25 protein-coding genes, 1 pseudogene and 1 riboswitch are annotated in these 23,774 nt (G+C 65.2%); of the genes and pseudogenes, 4 read left to right on the top strand and 22 right to left on the bottom strand.

From position 1 onward, the window contains the following. Positions 1-65: 65 nt before the first annotated feature. Positions 66-716 (bottom strand): cation efflux transmembrane domain-containing protein, encoded by a 651-nt coding sequence (locus tag C507_RS0111655; RefSeq protein WP_018699880.1) that lies wholly within the window; start codon positions 714-716, stop codon positions 66-68. 65 nt (positions 717-781) lie between these two features. On the opposite strand from C507_RS0111655, the gene C507_RS0111660 reads away from it, so the two are divergent. After that, a complete protein-coding gene (locus tag C507_RS0111660) occupies positions 782-1,180 on the top strand; it encodes a MerR family transcriptional regulator (protein ID WP_018699881.1) in 399 nt (132 codons plus the stop codon). Between the two features lie 59 nt (positions 1,181-1,239). Here the strand turns inward: C507_RS0111660 and C507_RS21140 are convergent, their stop codons facing one another. Genes C507_RS21140 through C507_RS0111685 form a run of 5 tightly spaced genes read right to left on the bottom strand, consistent with a single transcriptional unit; the run spans position 1,240 to position 6,830 of the window. Continuing rightward, entirely contained in the window at positions 1,240-2,184 is a 945-nt protein-coding gene (locus tag C507_RS21140) for a DUF6925 family protein (protein WP_018699882.1), read from the bottom strand. Between the two features lie 2 nt (positions 2,185-2,186). Further along, positions 2,187-2,981, bottom strand: coding sequence for an ABC transporter ATP-binding protein (locus tag C507_RS0111670; protein ID WP_018699883.1), 795 nt, complete (start codon positions 2,979-2,981; stop codon positions 2,187-2,189). Continuing rightward, complete coding sequence (locus C507_RS0111675) at positions 2,978-3,970, bottom strand: FecCD family ABC transporter permease (protein WP_018699884.1); 993 nt, start codon at positions 3,968-3,970, stop codon at positions 2,978-2,980. The genes C507_RS0111670 and C507_RS0111675 overlap by 4 nt, the downstream gene beginning before the upstream one ends. An 8-nt stretch (positions 3,971-3,978) precedes the next feature. Then, positions 3,979-4,851, bottom strand: a complete 873-nt coding sequence (locus tag C507_RS0111680) for an ABC transporter substrate-binding protein (RefSeq protein WP_018699885.1) — start codon at positions 4,849-4,851, stop codon at positions 3,979-3,981. After that, positions 4,851-6,830 carry a TonB-dependent receptor plug domain-containing protein gene (locus C507_RS0111685; RefSeq protein WP_018699886.1) on the bottom strand — a complete coding sequence of 660 codons (1,980 nt, stop codon included), beginning with the start codon at positions 6,828-6,830 and terminating at the stop codon, positions 4,851-4,853. Before C507_RS0111685 ends, C507_RS0111680 begins: the two co-directional genes overlap by 1 nt. Between C507_RS0111685 and C507_RS23555 the strand changes: the two genes are divergently transcribed. Beyond that, positions 6,829-6,957 carry a hypothetical protein gene (locus C507_RS23555; protein ID WP_018699887.1) on the top strand — a complete coding sequence of 43 codons (129 nt, stop codon included), beginning with the start codon at positions 6,829-6,831 and terminating at the stop codon, positions 6,955-6,957. The two genes, C507_RS0111685 and C507_RS23555, sit on opposite strands and share 2 nt — an antisense overlap. Continuing rightward, a riboswitch (cobalamin riboswitch) is annotated at positions 6,942-7,140 on the bottom strand. Its footprint overlaps the gene before it by 16 nt. 211 nt (positions 7,141-7,351) lie before the next feature. On the opposite strand, the gene C507_RS0111695 is transcribed toward C507_RS23555, so the two are convergent. The 11 genes and pseudogenes from C507_RS0111695 to C507_RS0111745 all read right to left on the bottom strand — a co-directional run bounded on the left by C507_RS0111695 (position 7,352) and on the right by C507_RS0111745 (position 15,783). Beyond that, positions 7,352-7,729 (bottom strand): hypothetical protein, encoded by a 378-nt coding sequence (locus tag C507_RS0111695; protein WP_018699888.1) that lies wholly within the window; start codon positions 7,727-7,729, stop codon positions 7,352-7,354. Between the two features lie 653 nt (positions 7,730-8,382). Beyond that, complete coding sequence (locus tag C507_RS22775) at positions 8,383-8,529, bottom strand: hypothetical protein (RefSeq protein ID WP_083923494.1); 147 nt, start codon at positions 8,527-8,529, stop codon at positions 8,383-8,385. A 160-nt stretch (positions 8,530-8,689) separates the two neighbouring features. Further along, positions 8,690-8,803, bottom strand: a pseudogene (locus tag C507_RS23665) (phage antirepressor KilAC domain-containing protein); the annotation flags it as partial. Further along, positions 8,800-9,207 carry a Rha family transcriptional regulator gene (locus tag C507_RS21150; protein ID WP_018699890.1) on the bottom strand — a complete coding sequence of 136 codons (408 nt, stop codon included), beginning with the start codon at positions 9,205-9,207 and terminating at the stop codon, positions 8,800-8,802. The gene C507_RS21150 and the pseudogene C507_RS23665, both read right to left, overlap by 4 nt. Positions 9,208-9,403: 196 nt before the next feature. Next, positions 9,404-9,688, bottom strand: a complete 285-nt coding sequence (locus tag C507_RS0111715; RefSeq protein WP_018699891.1) for a hypothetical protein — start codon at positions 9,686-9,688, stop codon at positions 9,404-9,406. Further along, positions 9,685-11,022: a putative antirestriction adenine methyltransferase gene (locus C507_RS0111720; protein WP_425386852.1), complete on the bottom strand. Its 1,338-nt coding sequence runs from the start codon at positions 11,020-11,022 to the stop codon at positions 9,685-9,687. The genes C507_RS0111715 and C507_RS0111720 overlap by 4 nt, the downstream gene beginning before the upstream one ends. A gap of 354 nt (positions 11,023-11,376) precedes the next feature. Further along, positions 11,377-12,537 (bottom strand): M20 aminoacylase family protein, encoded by a 1,161-nt coding sequence (locus C507_RS0111725; protein WP_018699893.1) that lies wholly within the window; start codon positions 12,535-12,537, stop codon positions 11,377-11,379. A 36-nt stretch (positions 12,538-12,573) separates the two neighbouring features. After that, positions 12,574-13,191 carry a MarR family winged helix-turn-helix transcriptional regulator gene (locus C507_RS21155; protein WP_018699894.1) on the bottom strand — a complete coding sequence of 206 codons (618 nt, stop codon included), beginning with the start codon at positions 13,189-13,191 and terminating at the stop codon, positions 12,574-12,576. A 51-nt stretch (positions 13,192-13,242) separates the two neighbouring features. Continuing rightward, entirely contained in the window at positions 13,243-14,004 is a 762-nt protein-coding gene (locus C507_RS0111735; RefSeq protein ID WP_018699895.1) for an ABC transporter permease, read from the bottom strand. Continuing rightward, entirely contained in the window at positions 14,001-14,762 is a 762-nt protein-coding gene (locus tag C507_RS0111740) for an ABC transporter ATP-binding protein (RefSeq protein ID WP_018699896.1), read from the bottom strand. The genes C507_RS0111735 and C507_RS0111740 overlap by 4 nt, the downstream gene beginning before the upstream one ends. A gap of 94 nt (positions 14,763-14,856) precedes the next feature. Next, on the bottom strand, positions 14,857-15,783 hold the full coding sequence (locus C507_RS0111745; RefSeq protein WP_018699897.1) for an ABC transporter substrate-binding protein: 927 nt from the start codon (positions 15,781-15,783) through the stop codon (positions 14,857-14,859). Between the two features lie 489 nt (positions 15,784-16,272). Here C507_RS0111745 and C507_RS0111750 point away from each other — a divergent pair, with 489 nt between their 5' ends. Then, positions 16,273-17,418, top strand: coding sequence for an FAD-dependent monooxygenase (locus tag C507_RS0111750; protein ID WP_018699898.1), 1,146 nt, complete (start codon positions 16,273-16,275; stop codon positions 17,416-17,418). A 13-nt stretch (positions 17,419-17,431) separates the two neighbouring features. Further along, positions 17,432-18,373 (top strand): polysaccharide deacetylase family protein, encoded by a 942-nt coding sequence (locus tag C507_RS0111755; RefSeq protein ID WP_245559681.1) that lies wholly within the window; start codon positions 17,432-17,434, stop codon positions 18,371-18,373. A 191-nt stretch (positions 18,374-18,564) separates the two neighbouring features. On the opposite strand, the gene C507_RS0111760 is transcribed toward C507_RS0111755, so the two are convergent. The 5 genes from C507_RS0111760 to C507_RS21160 all read right to left on the bottom strand — a co-directional run bounded on the left by C507_RS0111760 (position 18,565) and on the right by C507_RS21160 (position 23,694). Further along, complete coding sequence (locus tag C507_RS0111760) at positions 18,565-18,843, bottom strand: hypothetical protein (RefSeq protein WP_018699900.1); 279 nt, start codon at positions 18,841-18,843, stop codon at positions 18,565-18,567. A gap of 75 nt (positions 18,844-18,918) precedes the next feature. Continuing rightward, positions 18,919-19,833 carry a hypothetical protein gene (locus C507_RS0111765; protein ID WP_210162124.1) on the bottom strand — a complete coding sequence of 305 codons (915 nt, stop codon included), beginning with the start codon at positions 19,831-19,833 and terminating at the stop codon, positions 18,919-18,921. After that, positions 19,830-21,074, bottom strand: coding sequence for an MBL fold metallo-hydrolase (locus C507_RS0111770; RefSeq protein WP_026319038.1), 1,245 nt, complete (start codon positions 21,072-21,074; stop codon positions 19,830-19,832). Before C507_RS0111770 ends, C507_RS0111765 begins: the two co-directional genes overlap by 4 nt. After that, positions 21,071-21,478 (bottom strand): hypothetical protein, encoded by a 408-nt coding sequence (locus tag C507_RS0111775; protein WP_018699903.1) that lies wholly within the window; start codon positions 21,476-21,478, stop codon positions 21,071-21,073. The genes C507_RS0111770 and C507_RS0111775 overlap by 4 nt, the downstream gene beginning before the upstream one ends. Before the next feature lie 98 nt (positions 21,479-21,576). Next, positions 21,577-23,694, bottom strand: a complete 2,118-nt coding sequence (locus C507_RS21160; protein ID WP_210162125.1) for an AAA family ATPase — start codon at positions 23,692-23,694, stop codon at positions 21,577-21,579. Between the last annotated feature and the right edge of the window lie 80 nt (positions 23,695-23,774).

The raw sequence follows: 23,774 nt of genomic DNA on the forward strand, positions 1-23,774 counted from the left end.
ATCAAATCGGCCATCAGGCCGCCGGGTTTCCGTGGCCGGCAGCCTTCAGACCGCCAGGTCAGCCTCTACGGGACCGAGGGCGAGCCCGTCGCCTCCGCGTCCCCCGCGCGAACGATGCGAAGCTCACGCAGCGCGTCGCCCATCACCTGCGCTGCCCCCCAGAGCGCCAGCGTCGCCATCACTGCGGCCACCCCGATGTCCGGCCACCCGGTCCCGGTGCCGAAAACACCGAGCGCCGCCAGCATCACCGCGACGTTGCCGATCACGTCGTTGCGGCTGCATACCCAGACAGAGCGCATGTTAGCGTCGCCCCTGCGGAAACCGGTGAGCAGGACCAGGCAGATCACGTTGAGGACCAGAGCCATCAGGCCGATGCTGCCCATAAGGTCAGCCGACGGCACCTCGCCACGCCAGGCGTACCAGCCGGTGCTGCCCACCACCCAGAGGCCGAAGATGCCCATGGATGCCCCCTTGGCGAGCGCCGCCAGGGCGCGCCAGCGCAGCGCCATTCCGAACACCATGAGGCTGATCGCGTAATTGCCGGCGTCGGCCAGGAAGTCGAGCGCGTCCGCCTGAAGAGAGGCGGACCCGGCCTGCAGGCCCGCAACGATCTCGACGAGAAAGCCCGCGACGTTGATCGCCAGCACCACCCACAGGATGCGGCGGTGTTTCGGGTCGGGTGCGCTCGGCGTGGCCGCACAGCAGGAGGCACTCATCACTCTGTCCTTTGCATCGTCCGCCGCCTACAATGAGGGTTGTAGTGACTACAGGGTCAACAGTGATGCCGGAGCGATATTCCATAGGCCAACTGGCCCGGTTGAGTGGCTGCAAGGCGGAGACGATTCGCTACTACGAGCGGATCCGGCTGATACCGCCGCCGCAGCGGGCCGCGTCCGGCTACCGCACCTATGGGGAGGATGACGTGCGGCGGCTGCGCTTCGTGAGGCACGGCCGTGAACTGGGCTTCCCCCTCGACGCCATCCGCGCGCTTCTCGACCTGTCCGACCACCCAAACCGCGACTGCGCGGCGGCGGATCGGCTCTGCTCCGCCCAGCTGGCCGACGTTAGAGACCGGATCCGGTCGCTACAGAGGCTGGAGGCCGAACTCTCCAGTATCCTCGACCAGTGCCGCGGCGGTCGCGTCGCCGACTGCCGGGTCCTTGAAGCCCTGTCGGACTAGTGCCGGTCCGCGGGGCCCGGATTGATCGAACTCGAGACGCCAGATCTCCACCGGCCTGATCAGGCGGCTCCCTGCTCCCGCAGGGACTGATACTGGGCGACGGCCACCCGTGACGCTGCGCGCTCCTCCCGGCTGGAGCGCTCAGGAAGATCCCCCTCATCAGCACCGGCAGCCAGGGCCTCCCAAGTCTCCCGCTTGGCCGCGACCAGCCCCGGCAGCCCGAACGTGGCCAGCATGTCCTGGAACGCCGCATGGGCCGCTGCGTCGAACGGCCAGGTACGGCCGTAGTGATCCTTCAGCGGGTGCGCGGGATGCAAATGACCGCAGGGCACCCAACCGTCCGGGATCGGATCGTTGGCGGCGTGGGTGCGGCCGGTTCTGAGGAGTTGCGGCAGAACGTGAGTGTGTGGACCTTCCGGGCTGCGCTCGTCGGGTCGGGGAACGCGCTGCCGGACCTCGGCTCGACCGAGTTTCGTGACGAAAACCCGGTTCGGCGACAGCTGCGGCATCTCCTGCATCAGCGTGTTGCCCGGCTCTGCAAGCGACCGGCCGCAGCCAGCGCGCAGGCGGGCGATCACAGCCGGGTCTGCGCTGCGCACGCAGATATCGGCCTGCAGCGTCCCCAGCCCCATGTCGAACAGGATCGCTTCCCGATCTCGTGGATCGACAGCGCTCTCGTCGGGACCAAGCTCGGTCAAGACCGTCCGCTGGTTCATGGCGCACTCCGCCTCCGGCAGGCACAGCGCAACGGCGTGATTCCAGCTGCCTGGGTTCTTCGCCGGCGTTTCGAAGGCCACCAGCCGCACGGTCGTGCCGGATTCGATGCGGATGGCACCCCGCCGCGTGGAGATGGAGGAAGCATCCGAAAAGTCGACAGCCTCATCCGCGTCGTAAAGAAACTCCGCGATGGCCCCGAAGGTGCCGAAGTTCCAGCCGGCCCTGGGGTCACGCAGCATCCCGCGCAGGAAAGCTTCCGGTTCAACGCGCGTATCGAGCTCACTCATCCTCATCCCTCTCCGTCGGCTTTTCGCAGGCGTGTCCACGGCACAACGAACCGCGCACCATCACGGCTGCCCAGTTCCACCGAGACGCCGTAGACGGCGGCAATCCTGTCCTCCGTCAGCACCTGTTCCGGCGTTGCGTCTGCCACCACGCGGCCGCGGTCGAGAAGCACCAGCCGGTCGCAGAAGCGCGCCGCCAGCGACAGGTCGTGCAGCACGACGACGACGCCCCCGCCCCGCCTGACGACCGCGGCCAGCAGCTCCATCACCTCGATCTGGTGATAGGGGTCCAGCGCCGCGATGGGTTCGTCGGCCAGCAGCATCTCCGCCTCGACCGCCAGCGCGCGGGCAAGCAGCACCCGGGTGCGCTCACCGCCCGACAGCGTGTCCACGGTCCGGCCCGCCAGCGCCTCGACGTTTGCGGCATGCATCGCGCGCTGGATCGCCTCTCGGTCGTGCTCCGGGTCGGAGGCGGCGAAGCGGCCGGCATGGGGGAGCCGGCCGATGGCGACCACCCGGTCCACCGTCAGCGGCCACTCGACCCCGCCGGACTGGGCGAGCATGGCAAGCCGGCGGGCCAGCGCGCGGCCATCCATCCGCGCGGCTGGCGCCCCGTCGTAGGCGAGTGTTCCGGCTTGGGGCGTGCGCAGCCGGGCCAGCACGGAGAGGAGCGTCGACTTGCCGGCCCCGTTCGGTCCGATCAGGCCGACGAGTTCGCCAGGCTCGGCTGCGACATCGACCCCCGAAAGGATCGACGTCGCACCGATGCGGACCGTGAGGCCCGTTCCCTCGATCCTCATCGCTCGACCCTCCGGTAGCGCCAGACAAGCGAGAACAGGAACGGCGCGCCGATGATGGCCGTCACGACGCCGAGTTGCAGCTCCGGCCGGGTCGGGATCAGCCGCACGGCAACATCTGCAGCAAGCGTCAGCGATGCTCCGCTCAGCCCGCTGGCGATCAGCAGCCGCCCTGGCCGATGGCCCACGAGGGGCCGGACCAGATGCGGCACGATCAGCCCGACGAAGCCGATGACGCCGGCGACCGCCGTCGCCGCCCCCACAGAGAGCGCCACACCGCCGACCACCATGGCGCGGACACGACGCAGGTCGAAACCCAGCGTGCGGGCGGTGGCCTCGCCCAGCGACAGGGCGTCCAGCGCCCGCGCCGTGGACAGGAGCATGACCCAGCCGACGACCATCGGACCCAGTGCAACCCAGACATGCGAGAAGCTGCGGTCGGCGAGCGACCCCATCAGCCAGAACATGATCTCCATCGCCGCGTAGGGGTTCGGCGCGAGATTCAGGGTCAGCGAGATCAGGGCGCCGGCGAGGCTGTTGATGGCTACGCCCGCGAGGATCAGCGTCGTCGTGCTCATGCCCCTGCCCGCAACGGCGAAAAGCAGCGCACCGACGAGAAGCGCCGCCAGGATGCCGCCGGCAGGCAGGATCAGGGGCGAAAGCGCCGCCAGGCCGGAATAGAACACGAGCACGGCCCCGAACGCCGCGCCGCCGGAAACCCCCACCACGCCCGGTTCCGCCAGCGGATTACGCAGGAAGCCCTGCATCACTGCGCCGGCGAGCCCGAGCGTGAACCCGACCAGCAGCCCCAGGATGGCGCGCGGCAGCCGAAGCTCGACGAAAACCAGCGCCTGCACCGTTTCCTCACCACGGAACGCGTCTCCTGTCGCCGCACCGAGATCCAGCGGCGCATAACCGACGGCCAGTGAGGCCGCGAAGAGCGCCGCCGTAAGCGTCGCCAGAAGCATCAGGAGGCCGCCATGGGAAACCATCCGCGCGCTCACGTCTCGCGCTCCCGCGCCTCTGCAGCGGCGCCTCTCAGGATCGACAGGGCCCTCGCAATTTCCGGGCCCGCGCACGTCCACAGCCGCGGCGACAGGCGGACGATGACCGGTTGGCTCGGCAGCCGACTCAGAATCGGGTGATGCAGCACCTCGTAGGCCCGCGCCGGCGCGCTTTCGGTAGCCGCGAGGATCAGAACATCGGGTGCAAGCGCGAGCAGCCGCTCCAGCGGAAGGTGCCGGTAGCTGCCGAGATCCTGCTCAGCCCCCAGATTCCTGAGGCCCGCCGCGTTGATGATGGTGTCCACCAGCGAGCCCGCGCCAACGGTGAAGCCGTTCGGCGCAAAAACCACTGCCGTCGGCCTCGCAACGTCGTCGATCGGGTCGCCTTCCGCGAACGCGGCCGCGATTTCATCGGCAAGCGCCTGGGCCCGGTCCGGCTCGCCGAGCGCCTCGCCGAGCCTGCGGATCTGCTCCTCCACCTGCGGCAGTGTCGCCGGGGCGTCGAGCTCCAGGAGCGTCTCGCCATTCCGGCGCAGGAAATCCACCGTGGTCCGGGTGGTGTAGCGACCGGCGACCACGAGGTCCGGATCGAAGCGCAGGACATCCTCCGCCCGCCCGTAGTTGACCGGATGATCCCGGGCCAGATCCGCCACGGTCGACTGCTTCGGATCGCGGGAAAGGAAGGTGACGGAGGCGATCTGCTCCGGCCGCGCGAGCCGGAGCAGCAGTTCGTCGGCGCAGAGATTGAGGGACACCACCCGCGACGGCGGCTCGGCGGAGGCCGTGCGTGGCGCCCCTGCGCCTGTCGCCAGTGCGGCAAGGACGGTCACGCCGTAGATCGCCGCCCGTGTCGGTGCCCGTCGGGTCATCAGAAGGTCAGCTTGACGCCGGCATAGGCGCTGATTCCCTCCGTGCCGTAGCCCCACACCTCATAATAGTCCTCGTTGAGAAGGTTGTTCACGCGCCCGTAGATCTGCGCGGTCTCCGTCACATCGTAGGACGCGGCAAGGTTGACCAGGGTGTAGGCATCGAGATCGATCACCGTCCTCTGGGTGTAGAATGCGTTGTAGACCCAGTCCTTTTGCGCACCGTTGTAGTCGATGCCGAGGTTGACGTTCGCCCGGTCGTCCAGGAAGCGGTAGTTGATGTCCACACTGGCGACGTTGCGCGGCCGGCGGATCAGCTCCGCCCCGGTGGAATCGCGGCCGTCGGTATAGGTGTAGGACGCCCGCACCGTCAGGGGATCAATGGGCGTCACCGACAGGCCCACCTCCACGCCGTCGACCTTGGAGGTGCCCGGCATGTTGACGGAGGTCTGGCCGGATCCGGTGATGAGATCCGTGATGCGCTGGTTGAAGTATGTGACGTCGGCCGTTGCCATGCCGCCGAAGAGCGTCTGGTCGACACCGACGTCCCAGCCTGTTGCTTCTTCCGGCTTCAGGTCCGGATTACCGCGGTAGGTGTTGGTGTAGCCGTAGAGCTCGAACGTGCTCGGATTTTTCACGCCGGTGCCGTAGGAGCCGCGCAGCTTTGTCCCGGTCTGCTCGATCCGGTAGGCCGCGGTGGCACGCACCGTTGTGGAGTCCTCGAAGATCTCGTTGAAGTCTTGGCGCACGCTGCCGGTGACCGTCAGCGCATCGAACAGGCCAAGCTGGTACTCGCCGACCAGCCCGGTGGTGTGAATGGACCGATCGAAGCTGGAATAGATGCTGTCGGAGGTGACCATGTCCTCCTCGTCTTGCACGGCGACCGTGAGCGTGTGCTCGGCGTCCGCGACGTTCGGCGTCTCGAAGAAGAAGGTCGATTGGTAGTCCAGCCGGCGCTTCTTGCCCTGGTAGATGCTCGTCACCACGGTCGGATCGAGATCGCGATACTTGGTCTTCTGGTCCGTGTAGGAGATGCCGGCCGTCTGTTCCCAGTGATGGTCGAACAGGCTGAGGCGGGCCTGAAGTCGGCTGTAAAGATCCTCGCCGACGGCGTCCTGGAGCGAGTCGATCGGCCCGGTATGGCCGTAGGCCGGAAGGTAGGCCTCGCTGTCGAGGTCGGTGCGGGTGCCCGTGTAGCGCACCACGCCGGAGACATCGATGTACTCATTCGGCGCCACGCTTCCCTTCGCGAATACCGTTCCGTTGCGATAGCTGTCCTTCTCGGTGTTGCCGAGGTTTTCGCTGGCAACCGAGACGCCATCGGTCTTGAAGCCCATGGCACTGGCGATGAAGTTGCCGTAGGCGTTGCCGCCGCTGACCGAGGCGCTGCCGTTGACGGTACCGAAGGAGCCGCCTTCCAGTCGCCCGCCGACCTGGGTACCGGGCTCGCCCGTCCGGGTAACGATGTTGATCACGCCGCCCACCGCATCGGAGCCGTAGAGGGCGCTCTGCGGTCCACGCAGGACCTCGATGCGTTCGATGTCGTCGGCCAGCAGGCTGGAGAAGTCGAATTCCGAGCCGAAGGCCGGGTCGTTCACCGGAATGCCATCGATGTAGACCTTGGTCTGGTTGCCTTCCGCACCGCGGATCCGCACCTGGGTGAGCTGCCCGGCGGGGCCCGTGCGGTAGACGGACACGCCCGGCACCTGCCGCAGCGCATCCGACACGAAGCGTGTCTCCTGCTCGCGCAGCTCCTCGCCGGTGATGACCGTGATCGCGCTACCGACCTTGTCGAGCGCGGTGGGCGCGAGATTGGCCGTGACCGAGATTTCCGGCAGGGCGATCACCGCCGCATCGCCGAGATCAGCGTCCTGGGCGAAGGCGGCGGTTGACAGCACCAGCGGCGAAACAGCGGCCGCAAGGACAGAGGCGCGGCGAAACAGGCTTCGCCGCCCGGCAGGGCAGTTGGGGAAAGACGACATGGAAAACCTCGTGCGGCACACGGCCGAATGGCACGTCACCGCGATCGAGGCCGTGCCGGGCGAGGAACCCGGCAACCGTACCCATCGAGACACCCCGCCCGATGCGACCGCGCGTGACCACGGATGACGGCAGGTCTCCTGACTCGCGGGTCCTCGTTCGTCCGCCGCCTTCCCAGAGCCAGGGGCTCCAGTGGCCTTCGCGCGGAGAACTCGCCGCTCACAGTTGCGGGGGCAGCCACGGAGTTGGCGCGTTCCGCCTCACCGTGTTCCCTATTGAGCCCTTGCGGGCACCGTCGGCCGGGAGCATCGTCTGCACCCCGCAGCGAGTCAAGCAAGCAGCGGACAATGCAGGCGGATACCCAAAAAAACGAGGACGGCCGCGCTTAGGCCTTGCGCGGGCTCCTGATCCGAAATACCTCTCGCATCCGCTTGGCGACGTGGCGGAGTGGTTACGCAGCGGACTGCAAATCCGATGTCAGCCAAGTGTTTTCAAGGGATTTTCTGAACTGTTCTCGTGACGTTCACGGTTTTGGGGCCTTTGATTTCAAAAGGCTTTTCGGATAGTTCAGAAAATTATCCGGCATCAGAAGTGCCGTTTCAGCCTCTCGATCCCTGACCTTGAACTCCGTGCAGAACGGCCCGAAGAAGCGGCTGTTCTGCCGCCGGTCGCGCAGATCGTAGTTGGCGCAGACCCGGTACTCGCCTGCCGGCATTTCGCAGTCCTTGCCGACGAACTCGTCAAAAGGCATCGAGATCGTGCCTCGGTTCGCCGGGCTATACGGGGCATAGTCGCTGCCGGAGCAGTGATAGGTGAAACGCTGACCCGGCTGCCGAGACGACACCGTCACAGCCCAGATCCCGTAGACGGGCCGATTGATGGTCCGGGTGTACTTGACCATCGGATCCTCGCCCTCCAGGTGGTCTGGCGCCGCAATCTCGACGTCGAACTAGGGCTGGGGCGTGGTGAGGTCGTCCATGATGCGCTGCGCCGGCCTCAAGAGAAGCATCAGCAGGAAACCCATGATGAAGGCCCGGCCGAGGAAGCCATCAGACACAACGAACTGTTTTTGGGGTCATCTCGCCCCCCCTGAATGCACGGGCAAATTCGATGAGGGTCTGCCGATCCCAATTTGCCGCGAAGCGCTTGAAGGTGAAGCCGGGAATCGAGAAGGAGTGAGCGCGCTCAGTCGAGCGGGACGTAGCGGGCGGAGACCCGGCCGGCGTGCGCACCTGATACCAACCACGGTCGGTGTGGAGGATCGTCAGCGGGATGCCTTGAGGGAGGCCACATCTATGATCTCGCCCATCGGCGACCGGCGGAAGTTCGACCGCGGCGCAGTCGTAGTGCCGTAAAGGGACATCAAGCCGGCCTCAGCGCGATCTCCACCATGGGGCTCTCCAACTCCACAGGTGCAAACCCCGCCTCCAGGCGGGCTTTGATGTCCGTTCTAGCGCGGTCTCCGATTTCGCGAGCGCCTCTCGCCGACAGCTCGAAGGACAGCCGGGTGTAGTCCCACTTGCCGCGCGGCCAGATGGTGAGGTTCCCCTCGACCTACGCGTGGGAGAGGACCGTCTCTAGCGTCGGCTCGATGTTGTAGGTGCGGCAGAGCTCGGCGGCGACTTCGATCATCGCGTCCCACTTCGCCTCCATGATCGGGTACTTGCCCGAATAGAATGGGCTTTCGTTGGCTCCGGCCATCCAAGCGAACGCGACACCAGCCGAGTCGGTATTGCAGGCGCGCGTGCGCGCCACCTAATTGCCGCGGATTGGCGCCGCGTTGTCCGCGATCAAGCGGTCGCCGGTGGTCGAGGTAGCCCCGCTGGACGCGGTTCTGGTAGGCGATCCAGTGCCGGCAGCCAGGGCGCCGGTAGATCCAGCGCTCGGCCTTCAGCCAGGCGAAGAAATCCTTCGGCCGCAGGCCCAGCGTCTTGGCCGCGTCGGTGATGCAGAGGGTGCCATCGGCCCGGCTCAGTGCTCGTAGGCCTCGACCTTCGGCAGCGCCGCCTGCAGGTCCGCCTCGAGGGCGATCATCTTGTCGGAGTAGTCGAGCAGGAGCGCCCGGAGCTGGGCCGGGTTGTCCAGGTCGACCGCCGGCCGGCTCTCCAGCTCCATCCAGCGATCGATGATGCGCGCCCGCAGGTCGTCCCTGTAGCCCGAGACCACAACCAGCGTGTCGCGTTTCGTGAGGTCGTAGACGTCCATCGGACGCCCGCCGCCCTCCGGCTGGACGCGCCGCGTAGTTTTACGGCTCTCCCGTAAAACTCCTGCAGCCATCAAACGGCGGATGGTTTCGACGACCTGGTTATGCCGCGTCTCGCAGAGCTCGGCGATCTCCCGGCTGCTCATGGTCAGCGGCTGCTGGGCAGGGATCAGCATAGTCCAGTCTCCTTCGCCCCGCGCAGTGCGCAGGGTCTCGTTCGCCCGGCGCGGTGCGCAGGGTCGTGTGACGCCCCGTTCGATGGGCCGGATGACCGCCTGTGGCGGCCGGTTCAACCGCTGATTGGTTATTTCCCGAGGCTGAGAGACCCTTCGGCCAAGCCGCCACAACCGGTGGTCGGTGACGGAAGGCGGATCAGCCAGCCTCGTATTCGTCCAGCGCCTGTCGCCCGCGCTCGGTCAGCGTCAGATGGCGCGTGTAGACGCCGCCGGAGGCGCAGATCAGCCGTCGCCGGTAGAACTGATTGAACTGCACCGCCCAGATCAGCCCCAGCAGCGGGATGTGCCGCCACCAGGGCCCCAGGTCGCGCATCAGGACGGCGTTGCGTGCGTTGAGCAGGCTGACGGGCCGGAAGCCGCCACGCTTGCGGCAGCGGCGCAGGGCGTCCGCCTGGGCTCGGGAGAGCCCTGCACGGCTCATTCCTCGGCCTTGCCCTCGACCGGCTGGGCTTCAGCCGGCTCGGCCGGTGCGTTCGGATCAGGCCCGTAGCCGAACCAACGGCCGGTGGCCTTCTGCTGGCGCTTCAGGTCGTCCAGCCACTTCCGGATCGCCCCCTGGTAGGAGACGTCGTGGAAGGGCGTGCCGTACATGATGTGGTGCCGGCCGTCCGGGCGCGGCTTGGACCAGAGACGCTTGAGGATGCCCCGGTTGGCCTTCACGTCAGGCACGTCCGCGATGCAGGCCGTTTTGAAGTAGTCGACCTCGAGCAGGGCCGACGGGATGAGGCTCTGGTAGTAGGCCGCAGCGTCCCGGCAGGTGATGACGCGCATCAGGAGCCGGTTGAGGCGCGGGTAGCGGTCGGACGGGCAGTTGAAGCCGAAGACCTCGAACACCTCGCCGTTCTGCCCGGTGATGACCCGGTTGAACATCATCCCGAAGACGCCCAGGACGTAGCCGTCGATCAGGACCACGAAGTACCATTCGGAGCGGGTGGTCCCCAGCTTGTGGGCCCAGAGATCGCGGTAGTAGAACGCCTGCCCCCGGGTGATGGGCTGGATCGCCGCCCGGCTGTCCTCGGTGATCTCGTAGTCCGGCGGCAGCATGGGTGCGCCCATCGGCGCGACCTCGGTGTCGCTGCGGTGTTGGACGACCATCTCCAGCTCGGGCGGCCGGTTGGCACAGACGAACTCGTCCCGCCCCCCGGCCTGATTGCCGAAGACGGACTTGCCCTCGAGCAGCGGGTGGATGCCCGATCCGTTGTCAGCGTAGCGGTAGAGCAGGCTCAGCGCCTCGGACCCCATCATGGTCTCGTAGAGGGTGTCGAGATGCGTCTTGACCTCGAAGTACGGCACCTTGGGATCCTTCCAGAGGATCGACGTGCCGACGGCCTGGAACATCTTTTCGTAGCCGCCGGACCAGAACGGCGGGTTGCAGTAGATGATGGCGCTGGGATCAGAGGCCGCCTCGGTGATGTGCTCCAGCATATCCCGGCCCTCGAAGCTGATGCCCTTGTTCTTCTCGGCCATCGCCCAGGCTTTCTCGGAAAGCTGCTGGATGTAGCGCTCCGGATCGCGCTCCAGTTCCTCCATCATCACGCGATGGAAGTGCTTTTCGCGGGTCCACTGCGAGAGCTTCATCGCGTAGAGGACGGCGCCGACAGCGTGCTCGGTGTCAAGCCAATCTTGAAGGTGTCCGAATTGTTCGCTTTCAAAGCGGACCTTGAGCTCCCGGATATCCCCCCCGAAGCCAGATGGCCGAGCATGCAGGAGAAGAGGTTGTGGGTTCCATTGGAGCCCGCCAAGATGCGGGTTCAAATAACCCTAGGACCTACCGAGTCCAGCGAGTGTAAACTATCGTGTCGGGGCAATATTCGGCGCAATACCCCTCCCAACTGCCCTGCATGTAAGCTTGTGGATGGTTCCCGAGGTCACTCGTCGGTATCGCCTACGCTCTCTAGGCTGGTTCATCAGCAAGTGCGGATCGATCACAGCCCACACTTCGCCCTAATACCAGAACAACAGACGCGATATCTCCAGAAGCCTCCTACTGAAGCGGAGCGCCCATGATTGAGGATGCGCGCCGATCCTCAAGAGACTGATTGAGTTTGGCCCTCAACATGGGCCTGCGACGTGCGCGGATGGGGAGTTCTCACGAAAAGTACAGCGTCTCTAGCCGGCGAGGCGACGCTCGATGAGCCGAGCGTAGATCGAGGCGCCGACGGGCAGGATGCCATCGTCGAGCACAAAGCCTGGATTGTGCAGCGGCATATCTCCTGCGTGGCCGACCCAGCAATAGGAGCCCGGCACGATCCGCAGCATGTCGGCGAAGTCTTCGCTGCCCATGAACGGCCGCGATCCGGTCTCCACGCCCTCCGTTCCGACCACGTCACCAACGGCCGCGGTTAGGGCGTCGGTCTCGTCGGGATGGTTTTCCAGTACCGTGAACACATCCCTCACGTCTGCCTCGATCCGGACATCGAAACTTTGGGCGAACCCCTCGCAGATGCCGACCAGCCGGGTCCGCATCAACGCGCCCATGTCGTCGTCGAAGAAGCGGATCGTGCCGCCGAGCACCGCCTCCTCCGGAATGACGTTGTAGGCGGTTCCGGCAACGATCTTGGTGATCGAAAGGACGGCGGCCTTCAGCGGGTCGACGTTGCGGCTGACGATGCTCTGCAGGCTCTGCGCCAGAGCCGTTGCAACGACGATGGGATCCTTCGCGTCCTGGGGGCGAGCGGCATGGCTGCCTCGGGCGTGGATCCGGATGTCGAAGAAAAACGCGCCGGCCATTGCCTTTCCCGGGAAGACGGAGACCTGGCCAGGCGCAAGGTTCGGTGCGTTATGGAGGCCATAGATCTCGTCGCACGGGAAGCGCTCGAAAAGACCCTCGGCGATCATCGCACGCGCGCCTCCGAGCCCCTCCTCGGCCGGCTGGAAGATGAAGATGGCGGTACCCGTGAAGTCTCGCGTCTCCGCCAGGTAGCGCGCCGCGCCCAACAGCATCGTGGTGTGGCCATCATGACCGCAGCCGTGAAACCGGCCGGGGTTCTGAGAGCGGAACGGCAGGTTGGTTTGCTCGTCCATGGGCAGGGCATCCATGTCGGCGCGCAAACCGACGCGGCGATCGCCGGGATGACGGCCCTGAAGAACTCCGACCACCCCGGTGCCACCGATGCCGGTGTGAGTCTTGATGCCCCAGGAGGCCAGCCTCTCGGCGACGATGGCTGCGGTGCGGGTCTCCTCAAAGCCGATTTCGGGATGGGCGTGCAGGTCGTGGCGAATGGCAACGAGTTCGTCGGTGAAGTCAGAGATCCGTGAAAGGACGGTCATGTCGCGCTTCCTGTTTTCGCTCCGAAACGGGGTGGCTCAGTCCGGGCCGGCGCCGTTCCGGGCGGGCTGCGCCCCCGCGCCGAGCAGGGCGATGGCGTCCGCGAACTCGGTCAGCTGTTCCAGGAGCCGCTGCCGGCCTTCTTCGCCCAGCGGCTCCAGGCGGCTGGCCTGGGCTGCGAAAACGACCGGGATGACCTTGTTGATGACATCCTCGCCGGCGGCCGTCAGCTGGATGCGAACAGTGCGCCGGTCCGAAGGCTCCGGCAGACGGGCGATGAGGTGCAGGTCCTCGAGCTTGTTGAGACGGCTGGTGAGGCCCGCCCCGCTCAGAAGGAGGTGGCCGGACAGCTCCTTCGGCGTGAGGCAGTAGGGAGCGCCGACCCGCCGCAGCGCGGTCAGGACGTCATAGGTGCCGCGCACCAGTCCGTAAGGAGCCAGAACATCGTCGATGAACCCCGTTGCCTGCAGGTGGATCTGGCCGATCAGCCCGTAAATGCGAACCGGCGTCGGGTCGATGTCGGGCCGTTCGGTCTGCCATTGGCGGAAGATCTCATCGACCTGCTCGCACGCAGCCCGGTTGTCGGCCGTGCGACGACGCGGCTTGCGTGCGGCTGCTGCATCCGCGCTGCGGCGCGGGCGGTCTCTGGGTGCCATCTCCGCTCCTTCTGCTTTCCAGCCCACGCCGCATTCGACCAGCCGACCTCTTCAAGGTGTCCAGCGGACAACCCGGCGTTCCACCAGTTCGATTGCGCCGAATAGCACGATGCTGATCAGGGTGAGCAGAATGATCGCCGCAAAGGCAAGAGGCGTCTGAGACTGGGAGGTGGACATGAGGATCAGATAGCCCAGCCCCTCCTGAGCCGCGACGAACTCTCCGATCACGGCACCGATGACGGCGAAGGTGATCGCGACCTTGCAGCCGGTGAACAGGTGCGGGAGGGCGGAGGGCATCCGAAGGCGACGGAAGATCGTCATCTCCGAGGCGCGCATGGATCGCATCAGATCGAGCATTCCCCTGGGCGCAGATTCCAGGCCGGTCACCATGTTGACCAGGATCGGGAAGAAGCAGACCAGCACGACAATGACGATCTTCGGCCACTCGTTGATGCCGAACCAAAGCGTGACCAGAGGAGCGATCGCCACCTTCGGCACCGACTGGAGCGCCAGCACGATCGGATAGATCACGCGCCGGGCCCGGGCGCTGAAGGCGATCGTCACGGCAAGCGGCAGCGACAAGGCGAGGGCGAGCGCGAATCCGAACACTGTCTCGCGCAGCGTGACCAGGCTGTTGAAGAAGAGCTCGGGCGCCCACAGCACGGCCGCGCTCCAGATCTCCGTCGGTGCCGGCAGGATCCAGGTCGGGACCTGAAAGACGCGCACGCCGAGCTCCCAGGCCGCCAGCACCAGGATGTAGATGATTGGGGTGGTCGCCCGATCGACCAGGGTGGACAGGGTGCGCGCCGTCATCGCCGACCCGGGCCAAAGAACATGGCTCTCACCGTCTGCATGATTTCATGGAAGCGTGGATGATTTTCCGTCTCGATTGTGCGGGGCCGGGGCAGGTCCACGGGAATGTCCGCGCGGATCACCCCGGGTCGTGCCGACATGACGACCACTCGGTCACCGAGAAGGACGGCTTCTTCGATATCGTGCGTGATGAGCAGGGCGGTGCGCGCCAGCTCCTGCCAGAGCCTGGAGAGCTCGAGGGAGAGCTCCTCCCGCGTCAGGGCATCGAGAGCGCCGAAGGGCTCGTCGAGCAGCAGGAGCTGGGGATCCGACAGCATGGCCCGGCAGAAGGCCGCCCGCTGCTTCATCCCGCCCGACAGCATCTGCGGCATGTGATGGGCGAAGTCGGCGAGGCCGGTGAGTTCCAGGAGCCGGAAGGCCCGCTCGCGCGCCTCGGCCCGGTCCATGCCGAACACGTCCGCGGGGAGCAGCACGTTGTCCAGGACGCTGGCCCAGGGAAACAGCACGTGGTCCTGGAAGACGATGCCGACATCTCGGGACGGTCCTTCAAGCGGCGCTCCGCTCCGCGTCATGGTCCCGGCGGACGGGCTCTCCAGCCCCGCAATCAATCGCAGCAGGGTGGACTTGCCACAGCCCGACGGGCCGACCACCGACACGAAACTGCCTCTCTCGATCGTGAAGTCGATCGGCCCGAGCGCGTGAACGGGCTCGCCGTCGCGACCGCTATAGGTCTTCGCGACACCTTGCAGCTCGATCATGGCCGGCGCACTTTCCGTGGCAGAACAGACATCGCCCCGGCCCATGGCCGGGGCGACAGGCGGGGCATGTCCCCGTGTGCAGCGAACCCGATGATCACTCGACGAAGCCCGGCGCGTAGACGTCCTTCGGGTCGACCTCGGTGTTGAGCTGGAAGTTCTCCGAGATGACCTCAACCGTGTTCTCCACGCGCACCGGGTCGATCTCGCCGAGCCTCATCCCTGGAACCTGAGCAAGTTCGGCGACGGCCTCCGTCTCGCCCTTGCCGACTTCCGGGGCGATCTGCTTCTGGTACTTGGCAAGGATCTCCGCAGCCTCTTCGGGATCGGCAAAAGCGTCCTCCATGCCCTTGATCGTGGCGCGGATGAAGGCCTTCACCATTCCCGGGTTGGTCTCGATGGTCTCGTCGCTGGCGATGATGCCGTTGCCGTAATAGTCGAGCACGTCCTTGTAGGCGAGGCGGCTCAGATCGTTCGGCGCAGCCGCCTTGGCAAGAAGCGGCTCGCCGACGATGAACTGGCCGATGGCGTCAGCACGGCCGGTGGCCAGCAGGGTGGGCAGCGAGGCGCTTTCCGCCGCCACCCATTCAACCTTGTCCGCGTCGATGCCGGCGGCCTTTGCGTAGGCCGGGAAGAGCACGCGAATGGAACTCGACGCGGTATCCGCGATGGTCTTGCCCTCGAGGTCCTTGGGTTCGGTGATGCCGCTGTCGGCGAGAGCGTACAGCGCCTGGGGCGGAGAAGCATAGACGATCGCAGCGAGCTTCACCGGAACGCCGTCGTTTCCGCGCGCGAGGACCAGCGAGCCGGTGTCGGCGAAGCCGATGTCGGCCGCCCCGGCGCCGACCTTCTTGATGGCGTCCACGGAGCCCTCGCCACGCAGGATGCTGACGTCGAGGCCTTCGTTCTCGTAGTAGCCTTTATCCAGCGCGACATAGTAGTAGGCGTGCCGGCCGTTGAAGCCGAAGTCGGTGATGAAGTTCACCTCTTCCGCCTGCACCGTGGAGTGGGCACCGCCGATCATCACGCGGCCAGTGCCGCATATCTCAGCATCTTCATCGTGTACCTCGACTGTTGTGGGCCGCTTCGGTCGCGGGTCGCATCCGGCATTGGATCCGGCTGGTCTGACCGGACGGGCGATTTCGAGGCGCACCCGGAGGCTTCGTCTTTCCCGAGCCCAGACACGCCGCTTTCATATCGTTCGATATCGAATGAAAAGAGCGTATGTGTGCGGTGCGAGCCGGTCAACGCGGCCAGGCGCCAAATGATGGGCAGGCCGGTTGGTTTTCCGCCTATTCGTGCAGCATACTGTTGCAATACAAGGCATCACGCACCCCTCTTGCCTGCTGGTTGCAGCCTGATTGGTGCTCACTTGACACTCTTCACCCGCCGCGAATACCGTTGTTTTATTCGCTATCGAACGATATGCATTCAAGCGCCCGCCCGGTCCACCGGACGGGAGACGGCGGTTGCGTGCCGCTGTGCACGCCTGTCGATTTCGGAAGGGCAAGGAATGGATCTCGGAACCAGAATCGCTGTCGTTGGCGCAGGGCTCGGCGGCCTGACACTCGCCGGCCTGCTCCAGGAACAGGGGTTCACCGTCACGCTCTACGAGCAGTCGGACGCCTTCTCGCGGATCGGAGCCGGGATCATCCTCAGCGCCAATCCGGTAAAGGTGCTGCAGCGTCTGGGACTGGAGGCGGGGCTCGTCGCCCGCGGCATCAAGCCCGATGCCTATGTCAGCCGGCAGTGGGACAGCGGCGAGACGCTGTACGAGATCCTGTTCGACGAGGCGTCGGAAGAGCGATACGGAGCCCCCTACCTCAACGTCCATCGCGCCGACCTGCACGATGTCCTGCAGCAGCCGCTGCAGCCCGGAACGCTGCGGTTCGCGCACCAGCTGGAAGGGATAGAGGACCGCGGCGAGACACTGCTACTTCGCTTCGCCAACGGCGCGACGGCGGAGGCCGACATCGTCATCGGCGCCGACGGGATTCGCTCGCGGGTCCGCGAAACGATTCTCGGCAGCGAGGAGCCGCGCTACACCGGCCGGATCGCCCCACGCGCGGTGTTTCCGAGCGCGCAGATGGACCGGCTGGCCATCCGCGACTGCACCAAGTGGTGGGGCCCCGATCGCCACATCCTGACCTATTACATGACCAAGCGCCGCGACGAGGTCTACGTCATGGGGGCCACGCCGGCTCCCGGCTGGGACGTCGAGCAGGGTGTGGTGGAGGGCAGCCGGGACGATTTCCTGGAGACTTTCGGCCACTTTCACGCCGATCTCGTCAGCGTGATCGAGAAGGCCTCCAACGTCACAATCTGGCCGATCTGCGATCGGCCGCGCAACGACCGATGGAGCGATCGCCGGATCGCACTGCTCGGCGACGCCTGCCACGCGATGCGGCCCTACATGGCCGCCGGAGGGGCAATGGCCATCGAGGACGCCGCCATCCTCACCCGCTGCATCGCCCGCTACGGCGATCCTAAAAGCGCGTTCGGAGCCTACGAGGCGACGCGGATTCAGCGGGTCGGGGAGGTGCAGCGCATCTCAATCGAGAACAGCTGGATGCACGGCCCGACCGACGTCGACTGGTTCTTCTGCTACGACCCCTGCACGGCCGAGCTGGCCGACCCCGCAACCGCCCGACCGGCCTGAAAGGTGAATCGCAATGGCCCTTCTGCCCCCTGATCCCATGACCGAGCGCGACCTCGTCGGCTACGGCGAGACGGTGCCGGACCCGGCCTGGCCGGGAAATGCGCGCATTGCGGTCAACTTCAATCTCAACGTGGAGGGTGGGGGCGAGGCTACGCTCGCCAACGGCGATCCCGTCTCGGAAGGTATGCTCAACGACATCGGCGTGGAGACGAAGCCCGGCAAGCGGGTGCCGCTGGTGGAATCCGTCTTCGAGTACGGGTCGCGGCGAGGTGTCTGGCGCGTCCTGGAGATCTTCCGGGAATTCGGGATCCGGATCAGCGTACTGGGTGTGGTGCGCGCGCTGGAACAGAATCCAGACCTCGCCCGCGCCTTCGTCAGAGACGGCCACGAGGTGGTCAGCCACGGCTATCGCTGGATCGACTATGTCGAGGTGCCGGAAGAGATCGAGCGCGAGCATATCCGGCTTGCGGTGGAGGGACTGACGACCCTCCTGGGAGAGCGGCCCCGCGGCTGGATGACGGGTCGGCCCGGCCCAAACACCCGGCGGCTGATCGCGGAGGAAGGTGGGTTTCTCTACGATCGCGATTCGCTGGCCGACGAGCTCCCCTACTGGCTGACTATAGCAGGCGGCCCGCACCTGGTGATTCCGTATTCCTACGAGACCAACGACAACCGGTTCAACGAGAACAGCGGGTTTTCGACGGCCGACGACTTCTTCACCTACATGCGCGATGCCTTCGACCTGCTCTATCGCGAAGGCGAGAGAGGGGCGCCGAAGCTTCTCTCGATCGGCCTGCATGACCGCCTGATCGGCCGGCCGGGGCGCGCCGTGGGCCTCATTCGCCTGCTGGAGCACATGCGCTCCTTCGAGGGCGTTTGGTTCTGCCGGGGAATCGATATCGCCGACCACTGGCGCACGACGTTTCCCGCCCCCTATCGGGCTGCGCCAGGTTGAGGACTGGCCTGCTGCCGATACCGTGGACAGCGGGACATGTTGTTTGACGGAACTGGAGGATTGAAATGCGGAGAAGGACGTTCAACCGAAGGACTTCCTCCTGCTCTCAGACGACTCGCGACCGGCAGAAAGAGGGCTTCGTAGGAGATCAATCATTGGGTTTATGACCTTCGCTGGAAGGCCCACTCGGCCTACCCGACGTCAAACGCGTAGTTGACGAATACATAACCATCGCCCTTTCGCGAAATTGTCCTGTTGGAATCGACTTGCAGCTCGGCGGAGAGCCGCTCGACTATCTCCTCATCGCTGAGGTTCGACACTTGCTCTTCGAGAAGGATTGCCGAGAAGCCGATGATCCCATCGTAGACCCAGCTCTCCAGCAGGACATCAAGCCCAGAAATTGTTCGGCGCTCCTTCCCCACAGAGCGCGTATCCTCATCCGATGGACAGTTCGCAAACGGGTCGATCATCCTGTTTTCTCCTGGACGCAGATGATTTCCTGTAGTCACGAGACCCAACAGAGAGCCTCGCCCGCAACGAAGCCCCTAGGTCGAAATACCCGTCTTGAACCCGTCCGACGCTCCTTTCACGAGGACTCGCCCGGGCAACGCAGCCTTCAGCTTGTCGAGATGGAGCCCCCAGACACTCCCGCCCTTCTGGTCAGCATCGAAACCGAAGATGACGAGGCGTGGCTCACAGTCGATCACGAGAGGGAGCTTCCCGCTTACCACCAGCGCCATCAGCTCATCGCGGACCGGCTTGCGAATGGATTTCCCGTCCATGTCCAGGAGATATGAAAAGGCCTTGCGGTAGGCGGCGCAGACATCGTCTCGGCGCGCGCTCAGCAGAGCTCCGTACCCATTGATCTGTGCGACGACTTTTGCCTCGACCTCCCCGCTCGCCCTGAGTTCCTGGTTGGAAAAGTGCTTCGCTTCGAAAAACGTCAGGCGAACCTCGTCTCCGGTCCGGCGAAGCGCGGCAAAGTCCATTCGAGGAGCCGTCGCCTTCCCATCAGCCGATCCACCAGCTCCGAAGGCAATTTCCACATCGACGATGTTGGGATTGCTCTTGATGATCCCATGGACGCCAATCTTTTCGAGACCCGCATAGGGCTCGGCGGCTCTTTTCAGCGATGCCACGTCCGACAGGTCCGAAAGGAACAGCTCGCCTGGATCCGTAATGTCAGGCCTACCAGCAACAATCTTTGTGTACTCCGGCCTATGCGAAGGCTTGAGCAAATACTTGTAGTGAACCGATCCGCACAGCTCGCCTTTCGGCAATGTCAGCCGCATAAGGCTACTGCCCTTGTAATAGGCGTTCAGGTAGCCGCCGCGAACGGCGATGAAGATATCCGGGTCATCGGCCAGATTGCGCCACCATCTGTTCTCGGCGGCGTATGCTGTATTCAAGGCGGCCACGAAGCCACCGGGCAACTCGCGATTGAACTCAGCCTTGGTCATGCTTCCCACCATTCTCCGTCCTCCTTGGTGTCGACGTTCTCAAACAGTTCGGGATATTGGTCTGTCGCAAAGCTGTGGATCGGGATCATCCGCTTCGGAGCCACGGCCTTTGCAAAGCGACGCAGATCGCTCACCGACGCGTGGCCGGACGTGTGGATCCGCGACATCGGCAGCCCGTTTTCCTTCATCCAGGCAAGGAACTGCCCGGCCGCATCGTCCTCCAGGTACCCCTCCCACATCGACCAGACGACACGCGCACCGCCTAGACATTCCGCCCGTGTCAGGTCGTCTGTCATCGATGGGCGAAAGAGCATCGCGGCCTCCGGTGCGATGGCCTTCAGCGCTTCGGGAAAGATGCGGTTCTCCCGGTAGGGGGAAATCAACTCGAACAGCTTGTTGCGCTTGACCCACAACCTCTGGCGAAACGGCAGGAACACGCGGACCCCGTCCCACCAGCCCTGCGGGATCCGGTCGTTGCCGGTCGCCCGCAAGATCTCCGCCGTGTAGAGGTCGATGATCAGCGTCCGCCCCGTCTTCTTGCAGGCTCGGAAGAGGGTCACGAGACGGTCGATGTTCTGGCCGGACGCATAGGTGAGGACCATGCCCGGTGTCTCGTGCATCAGCCCGACAAACTCGCTCTCGAGCTCAGCCTCTGTCGGAAAGCTCTCCCCGTCGGGGATACGACCGATGGAGGAGCCTTCCATGAGAAGAACGTCCACCTGCGCAGGCGGCCGGCGGAGCATCCGGTCGAACAGGGTCGACTTGCGCCCGTGCCCCCTGAAGTCACCGCTGTAGAAAAGCCGCTTGCCACCCGCCTCCACCAGAATTCCGTAAGCGTCGTAGGCCGAGTGATCGACCAGATAGGGCGTCAGGCGAAACGGGCCGAGTTCGAACGTCTCCCCATCCCGGAAGTGATGGAAGTTCCGGAATTCCGCGCCAGAAGGCGTGAATTGGGCTGCAGCCCTGAGGATGCGCTCGGCAGCTGCGCCGACATAGACAGGCACCTCGGGACGAATGAACTTTGCCAGGCCATAGTGGTCCTGATGGGAATGCGAGATGACGATGCCGAGCAGGCCATCGTCCGGTGTCCTGAAGCCGTTCACATCCGGCAGCAGGGCCTCTGCATTCTCTTCGCCGTCCAGCGGCAACCCCACATCGAGAACGATCCTCTTCTTCCCCTGCTCGATCTCGACGCACGTTCCTCCGATCTCCCTGGTGCCCCTGTGGATACGAACTCTCATTCCATCCCCCACGGCGCTCCGACATCCCGCGTGCTCCTGTAGTGCGGATCGCTCATGATGCGCACACGGTCACGCGGAAGCGCCCATGCCTCCAGGACGATCTCGACGAATTCCGTCCGCAGCAGCTTGCGGTCCGCCAGCAGGAGCCACGCATCGTCCGCTTCCCGGTAGTTCGCCCGCCCCCGCGGATAGGCCTCGTAGGGCACTCCCTTCAGCGACGGATCCGCGCGCTTCACGGCCCTCCAATGATCGACATGCCCGGTTTCAAGCGTGCGAAACCCGCCGACCAGCGGCACATGGTCTGCCGTCTCGGAAAGCTCCACGAAACGCGACCTCCCCTCACCCGCCGGAACGAACCAGAAGATGCCGAGGCGGGGCGCATTTCCCTTGGTCCTCTCCTTCATCGAAGCCCCCCGCTCTCTTGAGCAAGCCCCCCTGGTGACCAACGCGCGACCATTCCCAGGCCGCCTGTCGGACCCATGGGGGATGATGGAATGGTCGCTCAAAACCCGATCCGCCTTGCGATGCTGGGCTTGAGCGCGACTTCAGCCTCGATCATCCGGGCGAGATCGAGCGGATCGCTGACACCGAGCACTTCTGCCTTTCGCGCCACGACCGCGATGTCGCCGGGTGTGAGTTGCGAAAGCCGCCGAACGGATGGCGGGGCCTCTGCAGCGAAGAAGCGCCGGAAGGCTTCCTCTATCTGCTCCGGCGTCATCGGGCCGAACGTCACCTTGAAGAGGAATCGTCGCTGAACTGCCGGATCCAGCCGGTCGGCGAGGTTGGTCGTTGCGGCGAAGGGGGTCGGGTGCCGTTCCATCCAGGTCAGCATCTCGTTGACCTGGCCGACCTCCCAGTTGCGATGGGCCGTCCCACGATCGGCGAGAAGCGAATCCACCTCGTCGAAGATCAGGAATCGCTTCATTTCCGCTGCCTCCGCGAACGCCTCGGCGATGCGCTTCTCGGTCTCGCCCACGAACATGCCGAGAAGGTCGGACCCGCGCCTCTCCAGAATCTCAAGGCCGAGCCTGGACGCGAGATGGCGCGCGAAGGCGCTCTTGCCGGTGCCCGGTGGCCCGGACAGCAGGAAGGACAGGGCCCCGTGACCGGCGGCTGCAACCTGCCCTTCCAGGGTGGCAAGGTCGACATCCGCGTTGGAAAGGCATGCATCGAACGCGGCCGTAGCTCCGAGAGGTTCGGCTACTTGCCGGTGCCCCTGGGCGGTCAGAAGCGAGCGCGTCACGGCAATCGCGACCTCGCCTGCACTGCCATCCCCCCACGACACTAACGAAGCAGCGCGCACCCCGGTGCCGAGAAGCGCCGGCGTGGCGGGAAGCCTCGCGAGGCGATCCACGTGATCGCTCGAAAGCTCGACGTTGCGTGCGCTGCAGTGGCGCTCGACGATGCGCCGCCGTGTCGCCTGGTCCACTTCACGAAACCGGACGGCATAGAGCATGCGACGGAGCACCGCCTCTCCCAGCCGATCTGCATGGTTGGTAATCCAGATCATCGGCACCGGGCACGCTTCGACGATGCGGTTCATGAACACCTTGGAACCGGACCGGTTGGAAAACTCGCCATCGTCGACACCGGTGAACACGTCGTCGGCCTCGTCAACGACGAGGATGACCCGCCCGGCCCGTTGGGCGAGGGCTGAGGCGAACGCGAGGTGGGAGAGGCGATCGGCCCGCGAAGGTTCACCGCGCAGGTTCCGATCACCCTCTTCCGGGTTCAGCTCCCCGACGAAAACCACGTGCGCACCCACCTGCTCACCGATCAGCCGGGCGAACTCGGTCTTGCCGGTGCCGGGAGGTCCGTAGAAAAGAAAACCGGCCCCTTTCTCCTCCCGTTCGAGTGCACCGGCGACCAGCGCAATCGCGGTTCGAGCGGCATCGCCAAGATAGGAGAAATCGGTCAGCGCAAGGCTGGACGGATCTGACCGGCCAAGCAGGACAGACCGCAACCTGTCGGCATCGGTCGTTCTCTGGGACAGGAGATCGATGATCGTCGCGGACACCGCAACGTCTCCTCCCCCGCGATCCTCAAGCAGTCCGAGCTGATGAAGCGGGCTCCGCAGATCCGTCGCGCGGCGGGCCTGCCGAGGGGAGAGGCCGGCAAGGTGAGCCACGGTCGTCGCCGCAACCTCGTCTTCGACGCTGCGGTCCCCAACAACCGCATCGTAGAGTTCGCGGAACGCGGCCAGGTGGGTCAACCGGACCACTGCCCCGAGAAAGCTTGCATTCACCGGGTCGAGACGAAGCGTGTCCGCGATCCAGTCAAGGCGCTTCTGGAGAGCGGAACGGGCGGGCGCCTTCCCGTCGAGCTTGGGAACACTCCCGCTGGCAAAACGCAGAACCCTGCCCTGCAGGAGACCACGTTCGGCCTCGGCCTTATGCAGGAGGGCATCGATCGGAGAGATGCGGTAACCGAGCAACTCCCTGTTGTCCCGGTACCAGATAACAAGGTCGTCCAGGATCTCGCGCTTGGCGCGACCGGCGTCAGGTGTCAGGGCCGCCAGTGCATAGGTGCGGAGAACATGCTTCTCGTAGGCACCGAAGGGCTCGTCGAGAACGATCGGCATGGTTGCGGCCTGGCTGCGAAGCCGTCTTCTCGGAAGCATCATAGTCACCTCGACCTCGATAGGCTAGGAAGCCGCGCGTCCACGGAAAATTTCCGCAGACGGATCGCAGCCAGCGACGT

This window comes from Amorphus coralli DSM 19760 (genome assembly GCF_000374525.1).
Classification (GTDB): Bacteria; Pseudomonadota; Alphaproteobacteria; order Rhizobiales; family Amorphaceae; genus Amorphus; species Amorphus coralli.

Bases quoted from the DNA above. Each gene is read 5' to 3' on its own strand.
- C507_RS0111655 (WP_018699880.1), bottom strand. From the start codon at position 716: ATGAGTGCCTCCTGCTGTGCGGCCACGCCGAGCGCACCCGACCCGAAA.
- C507_RS0111660 (WP_018699881.1), top strand. From the start codon at position 782: ATGCCGGAGCGATATTCCATAGGCCAACTGGCCCGGTTGAGTGGCTGC.
- C507_RS21140 (WP_018699882.1), bottom strand. From the start codon at position 2,184: ATGAGTGAGCTCGATACGCGCGTTGAACCGGAAGCTTTCCTGCGCGGG.
- C507_RS0111670 (WP_018699883.1), bottom strand. From the start codon at position 2,981: ATGAGGATCGAGGGAACGGGCCTCACGGTCCGCATCGGTGCGACGTCG.
- C507_RS0111675 (WP_018699884.1), bottom strand. From the start codon at position 3,970: ATGGTTTCCCATGGCGGCCTCCTGATGCTTCTGGCGACGCTTACGGCG.
- C507_RS0111680 (WP_018699885.1), bottom strand. From the start codon at position 4,851: ATGACCCGACGGGCACCGACACGGGCGGCGATCTACGGCGTGACCGTC.
- C507_RS23555 (WP_018699887.1), top strand. From the start codon at position 6,829: ATGGAAAACCTCGTGCGGCACACGGCCGAATGGCACGTCACCGCGATC.
- C507_RS0111685 (WP_018699886.1), bottom strand. From the start codon at position 6,830: ATGTCGTCTTTCCCCAACTGCCCTGCCGGGCGGCGAAGCCTGTTTCGC.
- C507_RS0111695 (WP_018699888.1), bottom strand. From the start codon at position 7,729: ATGGTCAAGTACACCCGGACCATCAATCGGCCCGTCTACGGGATCTGG.
- C507_RS22775 (WP_083923494.1), bottom strand. From the start codon at position 8,529: ATGGCCGGAGCCAACGAAAGCCCATTCTATTCGGGCAAGTACCCGATC.
- C507_RS21150 (WP_018699890.1), bottom strand. From the start codon at position 9,207: ATGCTGATCCCTGCCCAGCAGCCGCTGACCATGAGCAGCCGGGAGATC.
- C507_RS0111715 (WP_018699891.1), bottom strand. From the start codon at position 9,688: ATGAGCCGTGCAGGGCTCTCCCGAGCCCAGGCGGACGCCCTGCGCCGC.
- C507_RS0111725 (WP_018699893.1), bottom strand. From the start codon at position 12,537: ATGACCGTCCTTTCACGGATCTCTGACTTCACCGACGAACTCGTTGCC.
- C507_RS21155 (WP_018699894.1), bottom strand. From the start codon at position 13,191: ATGGCACCCAGAGACCGCCCGCGCCGCAGCGCGGATGCAGCAGCCGCA.
- C507_RS0111735 (WP_018699895.1), bottom strand. From the start codon at position 14,004: ATGACGGCGCGCACCCTGTCCACCCTGGTCGATCGGGCGACCACCCCA.
- C507_RS0111740 (WP_018699896.1), bottom strand. From the start codon at position 14,762: ATGATCGAGCTGCAAGGTGTCGCGAAGACCTATAGCGGTCGCGACGGC.
- C507_RS0111745 (WP_018699897.1), bottom strand. From the start codon at position 15,783: ATGATCGGCGGTGCCCACTCCACGGTGCAGGCGGAAGAGGTGAACTTC.
- C507_RS0111750 (WP_018699898.1), top strand. From the start codon at position 16,273: ATGGATCTCGGAACCAGAATCGCTGTCGTTGGCGCAGGGCTCGGCGGC.
- C507_RS0111755 (WP_245559681.1), top strand. From the start codon at position 17,432: ATGGCCCTTCTGCCCCCTGATCCCATGACCGAGCGCGACCTCGTCGGC.
- C507_RS0111760 (WP_018699900.1), bottom strand. From the start codon at position 18,843: ATGATCGACCCGTTTGCGAACTGTCCATCGGATGAGGATACGCGCTCT.
- C507_RS0111765 (WP_210162124.1), bottom strand. From the start codon at position 19,833: ATGACCAAGGCTGAGTTCAATCGCGAGTTGCCCGGTGGCTTCGTGGCC.
- C507_RS0111770 (WP_026319038.1), bottom strand. From the start codon at position 21,074: ATGAGAGTTCGTATCCACAGGGGCACCAGGGAGATCGGAGGAACGTGC.
- C507_RS0111775 (WP_018699903.1), bottom strand. From the start codon at position 21,478: ATGAAGGAGAGGACCAAGGGAAATGCGCCCCGCCTCGGCATCTTCTGG.
- C507_RS21160 (WP_210162125.1), bottom strand. From the start codon at position 23,694: ATGCTTCCGAGAAGACGGCTTCGCAGCCAGGCCGCAACCATGCCGATC.